This is a genomic window from Halanaerobacter jeridensis (assembly GCF_016908315.1).
Classification (GTDB): Bacteria; Bacillota; Halanaerobiia; order Halobacteroidales; family Halobacteroidaceae; genus Halanaerobacter; species Halanaerobacter jeridensis.
Genome location: NZ_JAFBDQ010000002.1, coordinates 42,491 through 59,193, shown reverse-complemented (window position 1 = coordinate 59,193; position 16,703 = coordinate 42,491). Strand labels below are relative to the sequence as shown.

Sequence of the window (16,703 nt, the reverse complement as noted above, 5' to 3'; positions counted from 1 at the left end):
CAAACTTCTTCTTTTTTAAATGAAATAGCACCTAGACCTGCAGGCCTAGGTGCTATTTCTAAATGTATTAATTAAAGACATTTTTTTATAATTCTTCATCAGTGTTTTCAAGTATCTCTGCTAACTGCTCTATCTTTTCTTCAGAAAAGTTAAAGGATCTTAAAATTCCAGTTGCCACAGTTAAAGGCATTCCCAATAAAATAGAGTAAAAATTATTATCTTGGTCTATATCTATTTCATCCAAAATAGCTTTGATTTCTGCTCCTGTTCTTTCATCTTCTAATAATTTTTCAATACTGTGATTTACAGTTAAAGGTTCTCGCAAATCATCATTAGAATCAAACTCCATTGTTTCTACTGCTCTAATATCTCTAGAAGATGAACCTAGCATAATATCAAATTGACCAGACTCAACAGCAAATTCACCTAATTTTTCAGAATAAAAAGAAAAGTCTCGTTCATCTAATTTGATATTAATTCTTTTACTTTCTCCTGGTTCTAAATGAACTTTAGTAAATCCTTTTAATTCCTTTTCAGGTCTTCTAACTACAGCTTCATGATCCTTGACATAAAGCTGTACTACTTCTTGTCCAGCATAATCACCAGTGTTTTTAATATCAGCAGATACTACTAATCCTTCTCCATTTTTAAGTTTTCTTTTAGATAACTCCAAATTAGAATATTCAAATTCAGTATAAGACAATCCAAAACCAAATGGATATTTTACATCTAATTTTTTCGCATCATAATAGCGATAGCCTACAAAAACTTCTTCTTTATATTCTACCTGTTTAATATCCCCCGGAAAACTTAAATGAGTAGGATTATGCTCATAAGCTATAGGGAAAGTTTCACTTAGTTTACCAGATGGATTTGTTTTAGCAAATAAAATATTAGCTAGAGCACTGCCCCCCGCTTGGCCAGGTAACCAGGCATGAACTATTCCTCGAGCCTGCGCTTCAAATTCTTCAATATCAATTGCAGCTCCACTATTAGTAACTACTACAATATTTTGATTAACTTTAGCTACTTCTTTAATTAATTGGATATGACTTTCAGGAATACTGATATCTTTTCTATCATATCCTTCACATTCTATTTTTTCTGTCGTTCCCGCAAAGATAATCACCTTATCTTTATCTTGAGCTATCTCACAAGCTTCTGCTATTAAGTCCTCGTTTATTTCTTCATCTTCATAACCTGGAGCATAATCTACTGTACCGTGCTTCTTAATTTCAGCTAGAGGAGTTTCTAAATTATAAGGATTAAGTTGTGAACTTCCGCCTCCTTGAAAACGAGGTTCTTGAGCAAATTTACCAAGCACAGCTAAATCACTATCTTCTGCTAGTGGTAAAATATCTGCTTCATTCTTTAATAACACCATAGATTCTTCAGCTACTTTACGAGCCACCTTATGATTTTGCTCAAAATCACACTCATCTACATCCTTCTGCTCAGTTAAAACTTTTTCCACTAGTTCTAAAACTACTTTTACCCGAGCATTGATCTCTTCTATAGTCAGTTCTCCTGCTTCAAAAGCCTGCAGTGCCTTTTCATCTTCTTTACCAGGTCCCGGCATTTCTAAATCCAAACCTGCTTTGATTGAAGCTACTTTATCACTTACAGCGCCCCAATCAGACATTATCAATCCTTCATAACCCCATTCATCTTTTAATACATCTACTAAATACTTCTTATTTTGCGACATATGTGTTCCATTCACTTTATTATAAGCACACATCATAGTCCACGGATTTGCTTCCTTAACGATCATCTCAAAAGGAAGTAAATAAATTTCTCTTAATGTTCGTTCATCAACTTCACTACTGACAACCATCCGATTAGTTTCTTGTTCATTAGCAACATAATGCTTAACAGAAGTTCCTACTCCTTCTGATTGCACGCCCTTTACAAAAGATGCTCCTATCTTCCCTGAGAGATAAGGGTCTTCAGAAAAGTATTCAAAATTTCTACCTGCTAAAGGAGAACGCTTACCATTAACTCCCGGTCCTAATAAAACTCCAACATCATAGTATTGACACTCTTCACCCATTTTTTGGCCCATCTCTTCAATTAGATCTTGATTCCAACTAGCAGCCATAGCAGCTTCTATTGGAAAAGAAGTAGCCGGCTTTGATTGAAAAAACTCTCCTGCTTCTTTGTCTTCTAACCTAACTCCATGTGGCCCATCAGTTAATGTAATATTAGGAATATCCACAGATTCTATTTCTTGAGTATGCCAAGCATCTCCACCAGAAAGAAGTTTAATTTTCTCTTCTACAGTCAATTTTGCAATCAATTTTTCGATATCTATCTCCACAATTATCGACCTCCTATGTTATATAAGTCTACAAACCATAATATTTTCTCGATATCTATCTTCACTTTAATGCCCCCCTATATTATCTGAGTACATTAAAATTTTATAGTTATTTCTACATTATTGCATTTAAATATTTGCTTTATCTTTATGTTCTTTTTTGCGGTCGCATTTATTTTAACTTCTATAACTGAATAATTTTTCAAATGCTAAATTTTGATCAAAGTCTAAACAACTATCTTCTTTAAACTTATCATTACTATCTGCTTCTAGGTCTTCTCTATAAGCCCCTGGGGTAGAATCAAATTTATTCTTAAAGACTCTATAGAAAGATTTAGGATTAGCAAAACCAACTTGATAAGATATGTCTGTAATTGTTTTTTCTTTATTTCTCAATAGTGGTTCAGCTTTTTTGATTCTAACTTCATTTAAGTACTTTTGAAAAGAGATGCCCATCTTATCTTTAAAAAAATGTGACAAATAATAATAACTCAAATTTTCTCTTTCTGCTATAGTCCGTAGTGATATCTCCTGTGCATAATTATTATCAATATAATTGATAATTCTCTGCAGCCGTTCTAAACTTTCTTCTTGTAATTTAACATTTTCCTGATCAACAGTCTCATAATTTAAATTTCTGAGCAAATAAACAACTAAAGAATTTATAATGCCTTTTATTTTAAGTTGATAAGCTTCATCTTTTTCATTTAATTCCCACATTATTTCTGCTAAAAAGCTTCTAATCTGATGAAATTTTTGTTGTGCTGCTCCTTTTTCTAAAAAAGGCTTAAATTCAAAAAAGACATTGCTTAATTGGGGTTGAAATTCATTATAGTAACTAGGATCAATCTGCATCACTAATAAAATAATATCTTCAGCTTGGTCAGTAGTACTATGAACTTGATTACTGTTAATTACAATCAAATCATCTTCCTCTAATAAATAATCATCACTACCGATCTTGATATTTAATTGTCCCTTTAAAACAAGAATAATTTCAATTTCTTTATGCCAATGATAATCTGCTTCAAAAAAACCCTGCATAAATATTTTCATTGGTAAACCTTCTTGATAATCAATCAACTCATATTCATAATTATTACGTTTAAGCAGATCATTTTCCATATTTATCACCTCTTAGCTTAAAATCACTAACTATATTCTATCATTCTTTATCAAAACTTCCCAAAGAGATTCCAATTGATTTTTTATTCAGATAGAAAAATTTACAATTAAACTTTAAATAAATAAGACATCCTCGCTATATAAAAATTCGATTTGGATTCCAACCAAAATTGAATACGAGAATGCCTAAGAGAATATTATTATTTTTTTATCCACTCTTCTTTTAATTTATCTTTTAACTGCTGTACTTTTCTTTGATCAGCTATTTCTTCTGCTAATAAGTCAAAATTAACATAAACCTGCTTTTTATTATCAGGTTGTTTATGAGACCGACTAATAATCTCTGATACATTTCTAAAGTCATCTAAGGAACCATCTTTATTTAAAATTCTAATCTTTCCTTCTTCCTCTTGGTATAACTCATTATAGAAACTATCTTCAACTTGATTTTCTAACCAAAAGTATCCCTGTTCTACACTTTCTAATTCCGACCCACTTAAAATTTGCTTTAATTCTTTCTTTAATTTTTCAATTTCTTCTCTATCTGCCTCCATTAACTTTTGGAATTTCTTCCGCTCAGTAAAAGCTGCAGCTAGTTCAGATAGGACTGGATCAGTACTTTGTCTCCAATCTTTAATCAATTTAAGAATATCAATATCATCTAAGTTCAAATAACTTTCTATAGTTATTTGCTGCTGATTAAATAAAGAAATTAAAGCTTGGGGTAAATTACAGTTATTAAGCTTATCTTTTTGATACAACTTCTTAGCCCGACTAAATAATTTAACTAAAATAGTTTCTATTTCTCGTTTAAAGGGATGAGTATAAATATCTTTATACATATGATAGCGGGATAATAAATACTCCTCAATCGATGATAAATACTTACGCGGTACACACAAATAATAATTAGCTCCTTTGACTGTTAATCTCAATGATTCAATTAATCTTGCTAAATCAAACTCTCCATATTCTACTCCTGTAAAAAAGGAATCGCGAAGTAGATAATCCATTCTATCAGCATCTAGTTGACTACTAATTAGTGAAGAAATCAAATTTAAAATATTAACTCTTTTAAATCCAGCACTCAACAATTCCGGCTTTTCTAATCTATAGCCTGTACTAATTATCTTAGCAACCTTATTAGGAAAATCAGGGCCAAAATTATCCTCTAATACCCTTCGTAATTCACTCTCTGGAGCAGTAATAATCATTTTACTCCATTCTTCATGCTCTAGATAATCCTTATCTCCAGCTATATTCCTAACTAATGTTTCAAAAGTATGTGATAAAGGTCCATGACCAATATCATGCAATAAGGCAGCAGCTAAGGCTAAATTCTTTTCTTCCTGCCCTAACTCGTCCTCTAAATCAAGTTCTGCAAATACTTCCTCAAAATGATTAATAATCAATTTCATCACATGAAAAGTACCTAATGAATGAGAAAAACGCGTATATTCTGCTGCCGGAAATAAAAGATTGCCCGTTCCTAAATGATTAATCCGCCTCAATCTTTGAAATTCAGGAGTATCAATTACATCTACAAATTTTTTCTTAATCTTTATATCACCATGAATCGGATCTCTAATAATCTTAGCACCCTTGTTCATTATTTTATCCTCCTGAAATAAGTAAGATTATTGTTTATCTAAGACATAAATAATTAAAATTCCCACTGAAAAACCAATTACTTCTTTAACTCCAAATTGATTAGGAATTACACTACGCATTGAACCTAAAATCAATCCTGTTAAAGACGCCATTAATAATGACCTGAAATCATTCAATAAATAAGACAAAAGCCAAGAGAAGAGCAATAATCCTCCACCAATACCTACAGCAAAAGCAAATAAGACTTTTACTTCAGATAGAGGAATTGCGCTTAATTCCAGGGCCAAAACGGGATCTAAGACTGCACTAATAGCTGATAATATTCTTTCATATAAGCCCAACATAATTAGTACAGTACCACCACTAATCCCCGGTAGAATCATAGCTGTACTACCAATTGCACCACCTAATAAGACCACAATTGGCGAAACTACTACTGTTCCTGCCCCTGAACTAATATCAACAGAATAAGTTAAAGCAATAACTAATCCAAGGATAAATAAGGTTCCCGTCTTCCAATTGAAATCTTTTACCTGTACAAAAGTTACTTTACTAGAAGCTAAAATCAATCCTAATAAAAAAGCAGTAATTAATCCCGGTTGACTCTCAAATAAAGTAGTTACAACCTTAGCTCCGACTCCAACGCCAAATACTGCTCCTAATACTATCGGAATTAATATTTTTAGATTGATTTTTTTAATTCCGTTTACTAAACGGTCATACATTTTTAAGACTAAAGCCATTGTACCTCCGCTAATCCCCGGTAAAGTATTAGACATTCCGATAGGAATTGACTTTAGAAATAGTTCTACAAACTCTTCTAAATAATTATTATCTTGTGACATAACCATACCTCTCCTTCATACAAACCATCAATTAAAACTATTTTCTAATTAATTAGAAGACTTGGCGATGCCAAGTCTCTACACTTCTTTTTTCCTATTTTTTCTTTATTCTCTTTACTGTTTTACTGTTTCACTGTCTCCTCCGTGTTTTTAAAATTCAAAAAACACTCCGTGCAGCCCCATTATCCCTACTTTTCGCTTTACTAACTGCCCAATCTATATACAGCAATTTTCCCAAATTTCACTACCAGCTACTATTTTTATTATGATACATCTTCTTCTTCTAATTTTTCTTTTTTTAAATTCAATTCAGTTCTTTTCTGGTGAGCAATTTTAGCTGAAGCTGCAGATGCTAGCCCTGCTACTAAATCATCCAAAAAAGTATTCACATTGTTTTCACTAGTATCTAACTCTTTCATAATTCCCATTTTATGCTTATCTAAATAACCAAAACTAGTAAATCCAATCGTACCATAAATACTAGAAATAGCAAAAGCTAAACTTTCATCCACACCATACAATGGTTCATCTTCTTTTATTATTCCAGCTAATGGTTCATCTAACTCACCTTTTTCTGTTAATTCATCAAGGGTAATTCCTGTTAACAAAGTATATTGCACTTCTCTTTTTTCTAGAACATGTTCTAAAGCATCTTGACATTCCTCAACAGTTAGATTTTCACTATATGGTTTTTGTAGTTTATAGACTACTGCAGAAATCGCTTCCAATTTTACTCCTCTATCCTTTAACTTTTTTATGATCAATTCTTTCATCATTACCACCCCTATATTAATTATGTGTGCTTTCGGCTAAATTAGTTACTAAATTGAAAACATTAAAGTTCTAATAATTTTAGTTTAAAACTATAATGAAAGCAATTTGAAATGATTTATTTTAACCGAGAAGCCTTTTTTGAAAGAAACAAGTTTATTATATTGTATTTATTCCAAGCAATAAATGCTACAATGGTTAAAAAATACTTGATTTAAAATGCGTACTTCACTCCTAATTCATCTAGTTTTTCTCTAAGCTCTTTGTTGTTAGAATGAAGACTATATTTCTCACTCAATCTAATACTAATTCTATGTCCTTTAATCACTAAATGCAAATACACAAGATTTGGCCCTGGATACTCTGCTAAAATACTTTCTAAGTTTTGTAATTTTTCCAAAGTTACATCTTCTACTTGCAAATGAACTTTTTCGGACTGACTCTGTTTTTCTTTCTTATCTTGTTTAGATTTTGATTTAGACTCACTCTTATTATCTACTTTGGTTTTAGAACTAGTTGTGTCTTGTATATCTGTTACTTGACTAGCAATTAATTTTCCTTCTTCATCAGTACGCCCTTTAATTAGTATTACATTATCTTCAGCAATTAATTCTTTAGCTTCAGCATAAGTATCAGGAAAAACTATAATTTCAACTTCTCCTGATTCATCTTCTAAACTTAAAAAGGCCATTTCTCTGTGGTTCTTAGTTGTTATTTCTCTACAACTAATAATTATGCCCCCTACTACAACTTGATTAATATTTTCTGCTAAATCTTCAATAGCTGCAGTACGGTTACTTTTGATTTTATCTAGTGAATTATCAAGAGGATGACCTGAAAAATAGAGCCCCAACATTTCTTTTTCTAAACTTAACAACTTCTGTTCTTTAAACTCATCTATATCTGGCAGTTTAATCTCTTGCGCACCAAATTGCTCATCATCTTCCACTAAATCAGCAAAACTAGTTTGTCCTTTCCCTCGCTTACGCTGACTGCTCTGAGCTTGAGAAAAAACTTGTGGTACTATCTCTAGTAACTGCGAGCGATGAGCAGAAAATGAAGCAAAAGCACCTGCTTTAATTAGGCTCTCTACTACCCGCTGATTAACTTTAGCTACATCAACGCGGTCACAAAAATCTCTTAAATCAGTGAATGATTCTTCAGTTCTAGCATTAATTATCTCTTCAATTGCTTTAGCCCCTACATTCTTAACTGCTTCTAAACCAAATCGTATTTTTCCATCTTCTACTGTGAACTGCACTCGACTATAATTAACATCCGGGCCAAGCACCTCAATGCCCATCCGTCGTGCTTCATTGATATAATCTGCTACTTTATCACTATTCCCCATCTGAGAACTCAATAAAGCAGCCATGAATTCCACAGGATAATAAGTCTTTAAATAAGCAGTGTAGTAACTCACATAAGCATAGGCGGCTGAATGGGCTTTATTAAATCCATATCCACCAAAATATTCAATTAATTCAAATAGTTCTTCCGCTAGTTCGCGAGTATAACCATTCTCTATGGTTCCTTCAATGAAACTCTTCTTCTGCTTTTCCATAATTTTTTCTTTTTTCTTCAGATTTGTTAACCTAGAGACTTTTTATTCTCTAGTTCTTACACTTATTATCGTGTAAGCTCGGCATACATTTTTACTAATTAGATTTAGCAGTGCAGGACTCTCATGGTGATATTATATTCTATTTCCCACTAGTTTCAATCACTATGCTCTACAGTACTTAATCTGTTTTAAAGATTAAGTTACCAAGGTATTGGCTATTAACTATGTCTTTAGCTTCTACCGTTTTAGTCCCGTTTTATATCGGCAAGCTAATTACCGATAGCTCTTCTTAAAATATCTGCCTGCCCCAGAGAATAACCAGCAATCTCCTGTACAAGCTGCATTATCTGCTCCTGATATAAAATCACTCCATAAGTTGGCTCCAAGATTTCTTTTAAATCAGGATGCGGATATTCAATTTCTTGTTCTCCATGACGGCGGGCAATATAATCATCCACCATTCCACTGCCTAATGGCCCTGGTCGATAAAGCGCTAATAACGCAATTACATCTTCTAATTCTTCCGGCTGTAATTTAGTAATCAGCCGGCGAATTCCATCACTTTCAAGTTGAAAAACACCTAAAGTATGACCAGAACTTAATAACTCAAATACCTCTTCATCTTGAAATTCTATCTCATTTACTCCTAAATCAACCTGTTGGGTATCTGCAATTAAGTCTAAAGTCTTATCAATTACTGTCAGATTTCTTAGTCCCAAAAAGTCCATCTTTAATAGACCTAAATTTTCTAAATCATCCATAGCATACTGAGTAGTAACTTCTCCTCCATTTTGATAGAGGGGAGTATATTCAGTCAACTCTTCTTTAGTAATTACTACTCCTGCTGCATGAGTTGAAGCATGACGCGGTAAACCTTCTAACCGAGCTGAATAGTCTAATACTTCCTGCACTTCGTCATCTTGCTGATACATTTCTTTTAACTCATCAGATTCTTCTAATGCTTCAGCAATCGTACCACCAGGAATTGATTTAGCTATTTTATCAGTCTTATCATAATCAACATCTAAGACACGCCCTACATCACGCACAGCTGCCCGAGCAGCCATCGTTCCAAAGGTAATAATTTGGGCTACTCTATCTTGTCCATATTTTCTTGTTACGTACTCAATCACTTCATCCCGACGCTCATAACAAAAATCAATATCGATCTTTTCTACCCCTGATTTCTCAGTATTTAATAGGGAATAGACCATATCTTCACCTTGTTTTGAATTTGATTAAGGTGTCTCCCTCTTCGCCTTAGCCATTAAGCTTAACCTTATTCTTAGACTCAGGCTACGCTCCTTTGAGCTGGTCGTTGAACTTTCTCCTATTCGGAGCTTAGCTGCTGGTATCCCAATCTTTACAATTTTTAACCATCACATTTAAGCATATTTCAGCTTTATGTTGTGGTTTGTAAAGCTCTAAGGAAGTTCCAGCAATTCAAGAGACTTATCATCAACTGTTTCCAATTAATTCGACATCTCACTGCAAAGGTAGTGATTTATCTGGCATTGACACACGCTCGGGATTTAAAAATCTTTCAAATAACAAATCATACTCTAACGGATCAATTGTAGTAATATCCAAGAGATAAGATACTATACTTGAAGCCGCACTACCACGACCCGGGCCAACAATAATATCATTCTCCTTAGCATAACGCACAAAGTCCATCACAATCAAAAAATAAGCCGGATATCCCATTTGATTGATTATCTTTAGTTCATAATCAATTCTTTCTTCAATTTCCTGCGTAACCTCTTCATATTTTTCTTCGGCTCCTTGATAGACTAACTTCCGCAAATAAGATTCTAAAGTTTCACCCTCAGGCACTTCATAATGCGGCAATAACGTCTGATCAAAGTCAAATTCCACATTACAGCGCTCGGCAATCTTAGCTGTATTCTCAATAGCCTCAGGATAATCACTAAATAATTCTTTCATTTCCTGCTGTGATTTGAAATAAAACTGATCATTAGGAAACTTCATTCTATCTTCATCACTTACTTTTTTACCTGTTTGAATGCACAACAAAATATCATGGGCTTGGGCATCATCTTCTTCTAAATAATGAGCATCATTAGTAGCCACTAAAGGCACATTGCATTCGCGGCCTAATCTCACTAATTCATTATTTACTTCTTTTTCTTCCTTCAAGCCGTGATCTTGCAGTTCTAAGAAGAAATTCTCAGCTCCAAATATATCACGGTACTTTTCTACTTCTGCTTTAGCCTTATCAAATTGTCTATTTTGAATTAGTTTTTCTATTCTTCCTGCTAAGCAACTACTTAAAGCAATTAAACCTTGGCTGTGTTCTTTTAACAATTCTTTATCAATACGGGGTTTATAATAAAAACCATCTAAATATGCTGTTGATACTAACTTTAATAAATTACGATACCCTTGCTTATTCTCAGCTAATAAAACTAAATGATAATTTTCTTTATTCCGGGCATCTTTTTGTTGATGGTCGTCTGCTATATATAATTCACAACCGATAATCGGTTTAACCCCCTGTTTCTTTGCCTCTTGATAAAATTTAATTGCTCCAAACATAACACCATGGTCAGTAAGTGCTACAGCAGGCATATCATCTTCTTTAGCTTTTTGAACTAAATTTTCAATTCTTACTGTTCCATCTAATAAACTATATTCACTATGATTGTGCAAATGAACAAAATCAGACATCTATTCACCTCCCCATAAAAAACTTCTCATTATTTAATTATTTAGTCATTTAAGCTCTTTATCCTTCTTTGAATTCATCTTGCAATAATTTTATGTAAATTTTTTTAGAAAATTGCAGGAAAATATTATATTATGTTGAAATATATAAAATTAGATAATATATCTTGCAAAGGAGGTAGCCTTAAATGTTTAACTGTCCCTTCTTTTCCCGCTGTTCCCTCTCTAATGAAGTATTGTTGGCTCAAGACATCGATTTAATTAAGGAATACTTAAATACTCCCGGGGTTTTAACTACAGATGATTTTTCTAAATCCTATGTTAAACGTTACTGTCAATCTAACTATAATCAATGCGCCCGCTTTCAAGTTGTCAACAATTTAGGAATGGACTATTTACCAGCAAATTTATTACCAAATCAATTAGGAAGAGCTGATGAAATATTAAATAATCATTTGTAATATTCAATTTTCACGGGGCAACCCCGTGATTTTTTATTTAAGATCAGCTCTATTTTAGTTATAATCTCTCCTACCTAGAAATAAATATTAATATATTTTAAAAGTAGTAGGTGGTCTACTTGGAAAGAATGATTATTGTTTTCTTTATTTCATTAGGCGTTGTCTTAGGAGGAGCTATTATCGGTAGTTTAGGTGCTACTTTAACTACTAATCCTCCTTTCAAAGAAATGCTTAAAATTAGTCGTGACATAAAATTATGGGCTATAGTAACTGCTATTGGTGGCACTTTTTCTAATCTTAGAACCTTTGAAGGAAGTCTACTAGAAGGTAGATTTATGACCATTATTAAACAATTCATTATCCTCACAACTGCCTTTTTGGGAGCCCAATTAGGAGTTTGGCTTATTTCTAATCTAACTGGAGGCAGTTGAGATGTCTTTTAACTTTTTAACTCTGACCAAATCTCAAATTTTAATTATTTGTACTGCATTTATATTAGGAATTATCCTTGGCAGCAGTATTATCAATCTAATCATTGGATTACAATTAGACCAATTATTATACGAAAAGAAAAAATTAATAGCTCAAGTTAATAACCAGCAAACTAAATTAAATAAATTAGAAAAAAGTTTAGCTCAACGCAAGAAACCAGTTATCCAAAATATAAAGATAGAGATCGAAACTAAATTAGATAAACATACACAGCAAAATTTAGAAGAAGAAATATTTAATCTTTTAAATAGCTTAATTGGTCGTGAAATATCAAAAGTAGATACCCAATTATTAGGCACTACTTTAGAGAATAGAATTATTAAAACAGAAAATGAAAATTTTAAATTGAATTTACAATGGATAATTATTCATCCTACAGCTAGATTTAGATTTACAACTCAAGAAGAAAAAAATTAGACAGCCAAAATGGCTGTCTAAAAACTATCCTACTAAGTCTTTTATTTTTTCTGCCGCTCTTTTTAAATCTTCTTCTCCAATAGCATAAGAAATTCTTAAGTAACCATCTTTACCGAAAAAAGAACCTGGAATAGTTGCTACTCCTGCTTCATGAAGCAATACATCGGCTAACTCTTGATCATCTTTAATTACTGTCCCATTTATTTCAGATCCTATTAATTCTTTTACATTCACAAATAGATAGAAAGCACCACTTGGTTTAATTGTTTCAAATCCAGGAATAGAATTGATTAAATCAACTAATAAATCTCTTCTCCGCTGAAATGCTTTAACCATCTTTTTAGTCGGTTCTTGAGATCCTGTTAAAGCCGCTGTACTAGCCTTTTGAGCAATGGAATTAGGATTAGAAGTACTGTGACTTTGTAAACAACCCATTGCTGTAATTACATCTTTAGGCGCAACAGCATAACCTATCCGCCAACCAGTCATTGCATAAGCTTTAGATACACCATCAATAATAATAGTTCTATCCTTAATTTCAGAACCTAACTCAGCAATACTCACTGCTGAAGTATCATAAGTAATCTTTTGATAAATTTCATCTGAAATAACTAAAATATCATTATCAACTGCTACTTCTGCAATTTCTTGTAGTTCTTCTTTAGTATAAACAGCACCAGTTGGATTACTAGGACTATTAATCACTACTGCTTTAGTATCTTCAGTAATCGCAGCAGCAAACTCTTCAGCTGTCATCTTAAAGCGATTTTCTTCTTTAGTTTCAACCGCAACTACTTTTCCTTCTGCAAATTTAATCTGCTCAGGATAGCTAACCCAATAAGGGGCTGGTAAAATAACCTCATCTCCTGCTTCAATAATAGACTGCAGAGCAGTAAATAATGCATATTTAGCTCCCGTAGTCACGATCACCTGATTATTATCATATTCCAAACCTCGTTTTGCTAAATCTTTGGTCACAGCTTCCCTTAATTCCTTAATACCTATTGTTTCAGTATAACCGGTAAAGCCATTGTTCACAGCATCAATAGCAGCTTGATTGATATGTTGGGGAGTATTAAAATCTGGTTCCCCAGCCCCCAAACTTATTACTTCTTTACCACTATCTTTTAATTTCTTAGCCTCAGTACTAATCGCCAAAGTAGGAGACGCCTCTAATTGCCTTACTTTTGCTGACAACTCCATGTTTTCCATTCCCCTTCCTACAGTAGATTATTTTTCTTTAATCTTAAAAATATATCACTAATCCCTTTTATTAGCTTTGACTCGCTTCTTTTTATCTAAAATTTCTTTACGCAATCTAATATTTTCTGGAGTTATTTCTACTAATTCATCATTAGAAATATATTCTAGAGCATCTTCTAAACTCAATTCAGTCACTGGAGTTAAAACCATTGCTTCATCCGAACCGGATGCTCTCATATTATCTAATTTCTTCTGCTTGCAAATATTGATATCCAAATCTTGGTCACGAGAATTAGATCCGACAATCATTCCCTCATAAGCTTTAGCACCTGGCTTTACAAAAATATCGCCCCGCTCTTGAGCAGTGAAAATACCATAACGCGTTACTTCTCCTGCTCTATCTGCAACAATTGAACCAGTACTTGTCTTCTCAAACTCACCTTGATAAGGGCCAAAGTGAGAGAATGTATGAGTTAAAATACCTTCCCCTTTTGTCTTCGTTAAAAATTGTGATCTAAATCCAATCAAACCACGCGCTGGTACTTCAAAGAATAACCGCATTCTAGTTTGACTTAATGACTCCATGCTCTGCATTTCACCTTTTCGTTTCCCTAATTCTTCAATTACTGTGCCCATAAAATCTTTTGGTACATCAACCACAGCTTCTTTAATCGGTTCTAACTTTTGTCCATCTTCCTCTTTAATAATTACCTCTGGTTTAGAAACTTGAAATTCATAGCCCTCACGACGCATAGTTTCCATTAAAATAGCTAAGTGTAGTTCGCCTCGTCCTGATACTTTAAATGTATCTGCATCTATTTCTTCTACTTTTAGAGCTACATTTTTCTCTAGTTCTGTTAATAATCTATCTTTTAACTGCCTAGAAGTAACATAATCTCCTTCTTGACCGGCAAAGGGACTATCAGTTGCTCTAAAATTAACACTAACAGTCGGCTCTTCAATGTTAATAAACGATAACGGTTCAGGATTTTCTTTATCAGCTATTGTTTCGCCAATATTGATATCTTCCATACCTGCAATTGCTACAATATCTCCTACTTCTGCCTCTTCAACTTCTGCTCTATCTAAACCTTGATAAGTATACAATTTACTAACCTTTTTATATTCAATACTATCATCATTTTTACAGATAGCTACTTCTTCACCTTCAGAAATTTGACCACGATTAACTTTTCCTAACGCCATTCTTCCTACATAATCATTATATTCAATCGTAGTTACAACTGTTTGTAAAGGTGCATCTTTTTCTCCTCGCGGTGCCGGAATATGTTCCACAATTGATTCAAATAAAGGAGTTAAATCATCACTACTTTCATCTAATTCTGATTGAGCATAACCCTCTAAAGCTGAAGCATAGACAACTGGGAATTCAATTTGGTCATCATCTGCTCCTAGTTCAATAAATAAATCTAAAATTTCATCTACTACTTCTTCCGACCTTGCTTCTGGTCGGTCAATTTTATTAACTACTACCACTGGTTTCAAATCCAATTCCAATGCTTTAGTTAATACAAATTTAGTCTGCGGCATTGGCCCTTCAAATGCATCAACTACTAATAAAATTCCATCTACCATCTTTAAAATTCTTTCTACTTCGCCACCAAAATCAGCGTGACCAGGTGTGTCAACAATATTTATCTTAGTATCATTAAAATTAACTGCTGTATTCTTAGATAAAATTGTAATCCCTTTTTCTCGTTCTAAATCATTATTATCCATTACTCTCTCTTGTACTTGTTGATTAGAGTGAAAAATCCCACTCTGGTCTAGTAAAGAGTCTACTAAAGTCGTTTTTCCATGGTCAACGTGAGCTACTATTGCTATATTTCTAATATCACTTCTAGTTATCATTATTTTCCCCCTTGAAACAAACTAATATCAAATTTAGATTATAATATGTAACCGTAATTGTCAACTTTATTTTGAGATTATAAAAAGCACCTTCAATAGGTGCTTTTTAATAACCACTTATTATAATTTAACCATTTTTCGTTGTCTATTCTTAAAAGTAGCTATTTTTTCATAACCAATATCAAGTAACATCTCTCTTACTTCAGCTAAATTTTCCCCTACCCGCTCTGCATAATGAGCATCAGAACTCATTGTAACTTTAATCCCTAACTCATAAGCCTTTTCTAAAATATCACGGCTAGGATAAAATTCATTAGCCGGTTTATTACGACCATTAGTATTAATTTCAATTACAATGTCTTCTTCTGCTATTACTTCTAAAGTGGGAGTTACTAATTCTACTACATCAGTCGCTGGTCTGAAATCAAATACTTTAATCAAATCTAAATGTCCTAAGAAATCAAATAATCCAGACTTAGCTGCACCTTGTACTCTCTCGAAATATGTCTTATATAATTCATCTATTTCCCATTCATCATATTCATCTTTATAATCAGGATGGTCAAACATCCAATCCCCAAGAAAATGAATCGAACCAATCGCATAATCTAAATCAAACTCAGATAAAAACTCAGCAATTTCCTCTTCTTCACCAGGAGTATAATCCATTTCAATCCCCGTTCTAACCTCTAACTCAGGAAAGTCCTCTGCTACTTCTTTGATTAATTCAAAATCAAATTGTTCATAATAACGATTATGATCCGTAAAACCTATCTCCTTGACATCCATTACTACTGCTTGCTCTAAAAATTCGCGAATATCTTCAGCAGTTCCTTCTCTATACTCATGACCTAATAAATGTGTATGATAATCTACTAACATAAGTTTTCCTCCTCAATATTTATCAAGCTTAAACCTTTTCATCTGCTGTTAATTTGACCTTTACTTTACGAGTTCGCGGACCATCAAATTCAGCTAAGAAGATTCCTTGCCAAGTTCCTAACACAAGTTCTTTATTTTTAATAATTATTTCCTCAGAACACCCAATCAGACTGGATTTCAGATGAGCTGCTGAATTCCCTTCTAAATGTTCATAATTATCATCCCAGGGGATAATATCACTTAATTTGCTTAACATATCTCTTTTAACAGCAGAATCCGCACTTTCATTAATTGTAACTGCTGCTGTAGTATGTGGTATAAAGACCAAACAATTACCATTTTTTACATGCCACTGCTCAACTATTTTAGCAATCTTATCAGTAATATCAATTAATTGATCATGTTCTTTAGTTTCCACTGTAAATTGAGTGAACATCATAGATATCTCACCC

At 33.0% G+C, this 16,703-nt stretch carries 14 protein-coding genes and 1 pseudogene; 3 read left to right on the top strand and 12 right to left on the bottom strand.

What is annotated here, in order from left to right; genetic code table 11:
• Positions 1 to 85: 85 nt before the first annotated feature.
• The 8 genes and pseudogenes from JOC47_RS02060 to dnaE (JOC47_RS02025) all read right to left on the bottom strand — a co-directional run.
• The gene (locus tag JOC47_RS02060; protein ID WP_204700310.1) at positions 86 to 2,320 is read right to left on the bottom strand and encodes a glycoside hydrolase family 3 C-terminal domain-containing protein; all 2,235 of its coding nucleotides are present in this window, start codon (positions 2,318 to 2,320) and stop codon (positions 86 to 88) included.
• A 177-nt stretch (positions 2,321 to 2,497) separates the two neighbouring features.
• The gene (locus JOC47_RS02055; RefSeq protein WP_204700309.1) at positions 2,498 to 3,445 is read right to left on the bottom strand and encodes a helix-turn-helix transcriptional regulator; all 948 of its coding nucleotides are present in this window, start codon (positions 3,443 to 3,445) and stop codon (positions 2,498 to 2,500) included.
• 200 nt (positions 3,446 to 3,645) lie between these two features.
• Positions 3,646 to 5,055: an HD domain-containing protein gene (locus JOC47_RS02050; RefSeq protein ID WP_204700308.1), complete on the bottom strand. Its 1,410-nt coding sequence runs from the start codon at positions 5,053 to 5,055 to the stop codon at positions 3,646 to 3,648.
• A 27-nt stretch (positions 5,056 to 5,082) separates the two neighbouring features.
• On the bottom strand, positions 5,083 to 5,901 hold the full coding sequence (locus tag JOC47_RS02045) for a DUF368 domain-containing protein (protein WP_204700307.1): 819 nt from the start codon (positions 5,899 to 5,901) through the stop codon (positions 5,083 to 5,085).
• Positions 5,902 to 6,164: 263 nt separating this feature from the next.
• A complete protein-coding gene (locus JOC47_RS02040; protein ID WP_204700306.1) occupies positions 6,165 to 6,674 on the bottom strand; it encodes a phosphatidylglycerophosphatase A family protein in 510 nt (169 codons plus the stop codon).
• Between the two features lie 212 nt (positions 6,675 to 6,886).
• On the bottom strand, positions 6,887 to 8,236 hold the full coding sequence (locus JOC47_RS02035) for a helix-hairpin-helix domain-containing protein (protein WP_204700305.1): 1,350 nt from the start codon (positions 8,234 to 8,236) through the stop codon (positions 6,887 to 6,889).
• A gap of 269 nt (positions 8,237 to 8,505) precedes the next feature.
• Positions 8,506 to 9,450, bottom strand: coding sequence for a DNA polymerase III subunit alpha (dnaE, locus tag JOC47_RS02030; protein WP_204700304.1), 945 nt, complete (start codon positions 9,448 to 9,450; stop codon positions 8,506 to 8,508).
• A gap of 292 nt (positions 9,451 to 9,742) precedes the next feature.
• A pseudogene (gene dnaE / locus JOC47_RS02025) lies at positions 9,743 to 10,927 on the bottom strand (DNA polymerase III subunit alpha); the annotation flags it as partial.
• Between the two features lie 185 nt (positions 10,928 to 11,112).
• Between dnaE (JOC47_RS02025) and JOC47_RS02020 the strand changes: the two are divergent.
• From JOC47_RS02020 to JOC47_RS02010, 3 genes are all read left to right on the top strand, one after another.
• Positions 11,113 to 11,385 carry a hypothetical protein gene (locus JOC47_RS02020; protein ID WP_204700302.1) on the top strand — a complete coding sequence of 91 codons (273 nt, stop codon included), beginning with the start codon at positions 11,113 to 11,115 and terminating at the stop codon, positions 11,383 to 11,385.
• Between the two features lie 128 nt (positions 11,386 to 11,513).
• A complete protein-coding gene (locus tag JOC47_RS02015) occupies positions 11,514 to 11,816 on the top strand; it encodes a YtrH family sporulation protein (RefSeq protein WP_239550878.1) in 303 nt (100 codons plus the stop codon).
• 1 nt (position 11,817) lies between these two features.
• Positions 11,818 to 12,294, top strand: coding sequence for a sporulation membrane protein YtrI (locus JOC47_RS02010; protein ID WP_204700300.1), 477 nt, complete (start codon positions 11,818 to 11,820; stop codon positions 12,292 to 12,294).
• 24 nt (positions 12,295 to 12,318) lie between these two features.
• On the opposite strand, the gene JOC47_RS02005 is transcribed toward JOC47_RS02010, so the two are convergent.
• The 4 genes from JOC47_RS02005 to JOC47_RS01990 form a co-directional block, all read right to left on the bottom strand.
• The gene (locus JOC47_RS02005) at positions 12,319 to 13,506 is read right to left on the bottom strand and encodes a pyridoxal phosphate-dependent aminotransferase (RefSeq protein ID WP_275579350.1); all 1,188 of its coding nucleotides are present in this window, start codon (positions 13,504 to 13,506) and stop codon (positions 12,319 to 12,321) included.
• A 48-nt stretch (positions 13,507 to 13,554) separates the two neighbouring features.
• Positions 13,555 to 15,369 carry a translational GTPase TypA gene (typA, locus tag JOC47_RS02000; RefSeq protein WP_204700299.1) on the bottom strand — a complete coding sequence of 605 codons (1,815 nt, stop codon included), beginning with the start codon at positions 15,367 to 15,369 and terminating at the stop codon, positions 13,555 to 13,557.
• Between the two features lie 120 nt (positions 15,370 to 15,489).
• Positions 15,490 to 16,251 (bottom strand): histidinol-phosphatase HisJ family protein, encoded by a 762-nt coding sequence (locus tag JOC47_RS01995; RefSeq protein WP_204700298.1) that lies wholly within the window; start codon positions 16,249 to 16,251, stop codon positions 15,490 to 15,492.
• Positions 16,252 to 16,279: 28 nt separating this feature from the next.
• Entirely contained in the window at positions 16,280 to 16,687 is a 408-nt protein-coding gene (locus tag JOC47_RS01990; protein WP_204700506.1) for a secondary thiamine-phosphate synthase enzyme YjbQ, read from the bottom strand.
• Positions 16,688 to 16,703 lie beyond the last annotated feature (16 nt).

Bases quoted from the DNA above. Each gene is read 5' to 3' on its own strand.
- dnaE (WP_204700304.1), bottom strand. From the start codon at position 9,450: ATGGTCTATTCCCTATTAAATACTGAGAAATCAGGGGTAGAAAAGATC.
- JOC47_RS02035 (WP_204700305.1), bottom strand. From the start codon at position 8,236: ATGGAAAAGCAGAAGAAGAGTTTCATTGAAGGAACCATAGAGAATGGT.
- JOC47_RS02055 (WP_204700309.1), bottom strand. From the start codon at position 3,445: ATGGAAAATGATCTGCTTAAACGTAATAATTATGAATATGAGTTGATT.
- JOC47_RS02040 (WP_204700306.1), bottom strand. From the start codon at position 6,674: ATGAAAGAATTGATCATAAAAAAGTTAAAGGATAGAGGAGTAAAATTG.
- JOC47_RS02010 (WP_204700300.1), top strand. From the start codon at position 11,818: ATGTCTTTTAACTTTTTAACTCTGACCAAATCTCAAATTTTAATTATT.
- JOC47_RS02020 (WP_204700302.1), top strand. From the start codon at position 11,113: ATGTTTAACTGTCCCTTCTTTTCCCGCTGTTCCCTCTCTAATGAAGTA.
- JOC47_RS02045 (WP_204700307.1), bottom strand. From the start codon at position 5,901: ATGTCACAAGATAATAATTATTTAGAAGAGTTTGTAGAACTATTTCTA.
- typA (WP_204700299.1), bottom strand. From the start codon at position 15,369: ATGATAACTAGAAGTGATATTAGAAATATAGCAATAGTAGCTCACGTT.
- JOC47_RS02015 (WP_239550878.1), top strand. From the start codon at position 11,514: ATGATTATTGTTTTCTTTATTTCATTAGGCGTTGTCTTAGGAGGAGCT.
- JOC47_RS01995 (WP_204700298.1), bottom strand. From the start codon at position 16,251: ATGTTAGTAGATTATCATACACATTTATTAGGTCATGAGTATAGAGAA.
- JOC47_RS02005 (WP_275579350.1), bottom strand. From the start codon at position 13,506: ATGGAAAACATGGAGTTGTCAGCAAAAGTAAGGCAATTAGAGGCGTCT.
- JOC47_RS01990 (WP_204700506.1), bottom strand. From the start codon at position 16,687: ATGTTCACTCAATTTACAGTGGAAACTAAAGAACATGATCAATTAATT.
- JOC47_RS02050 (WP_204700308.1), bottom strand. From the start codon at position 5,055: ATGAACAAGGGTGCTAAGATTATTAGAGATCCGATTCATGGTGATATA.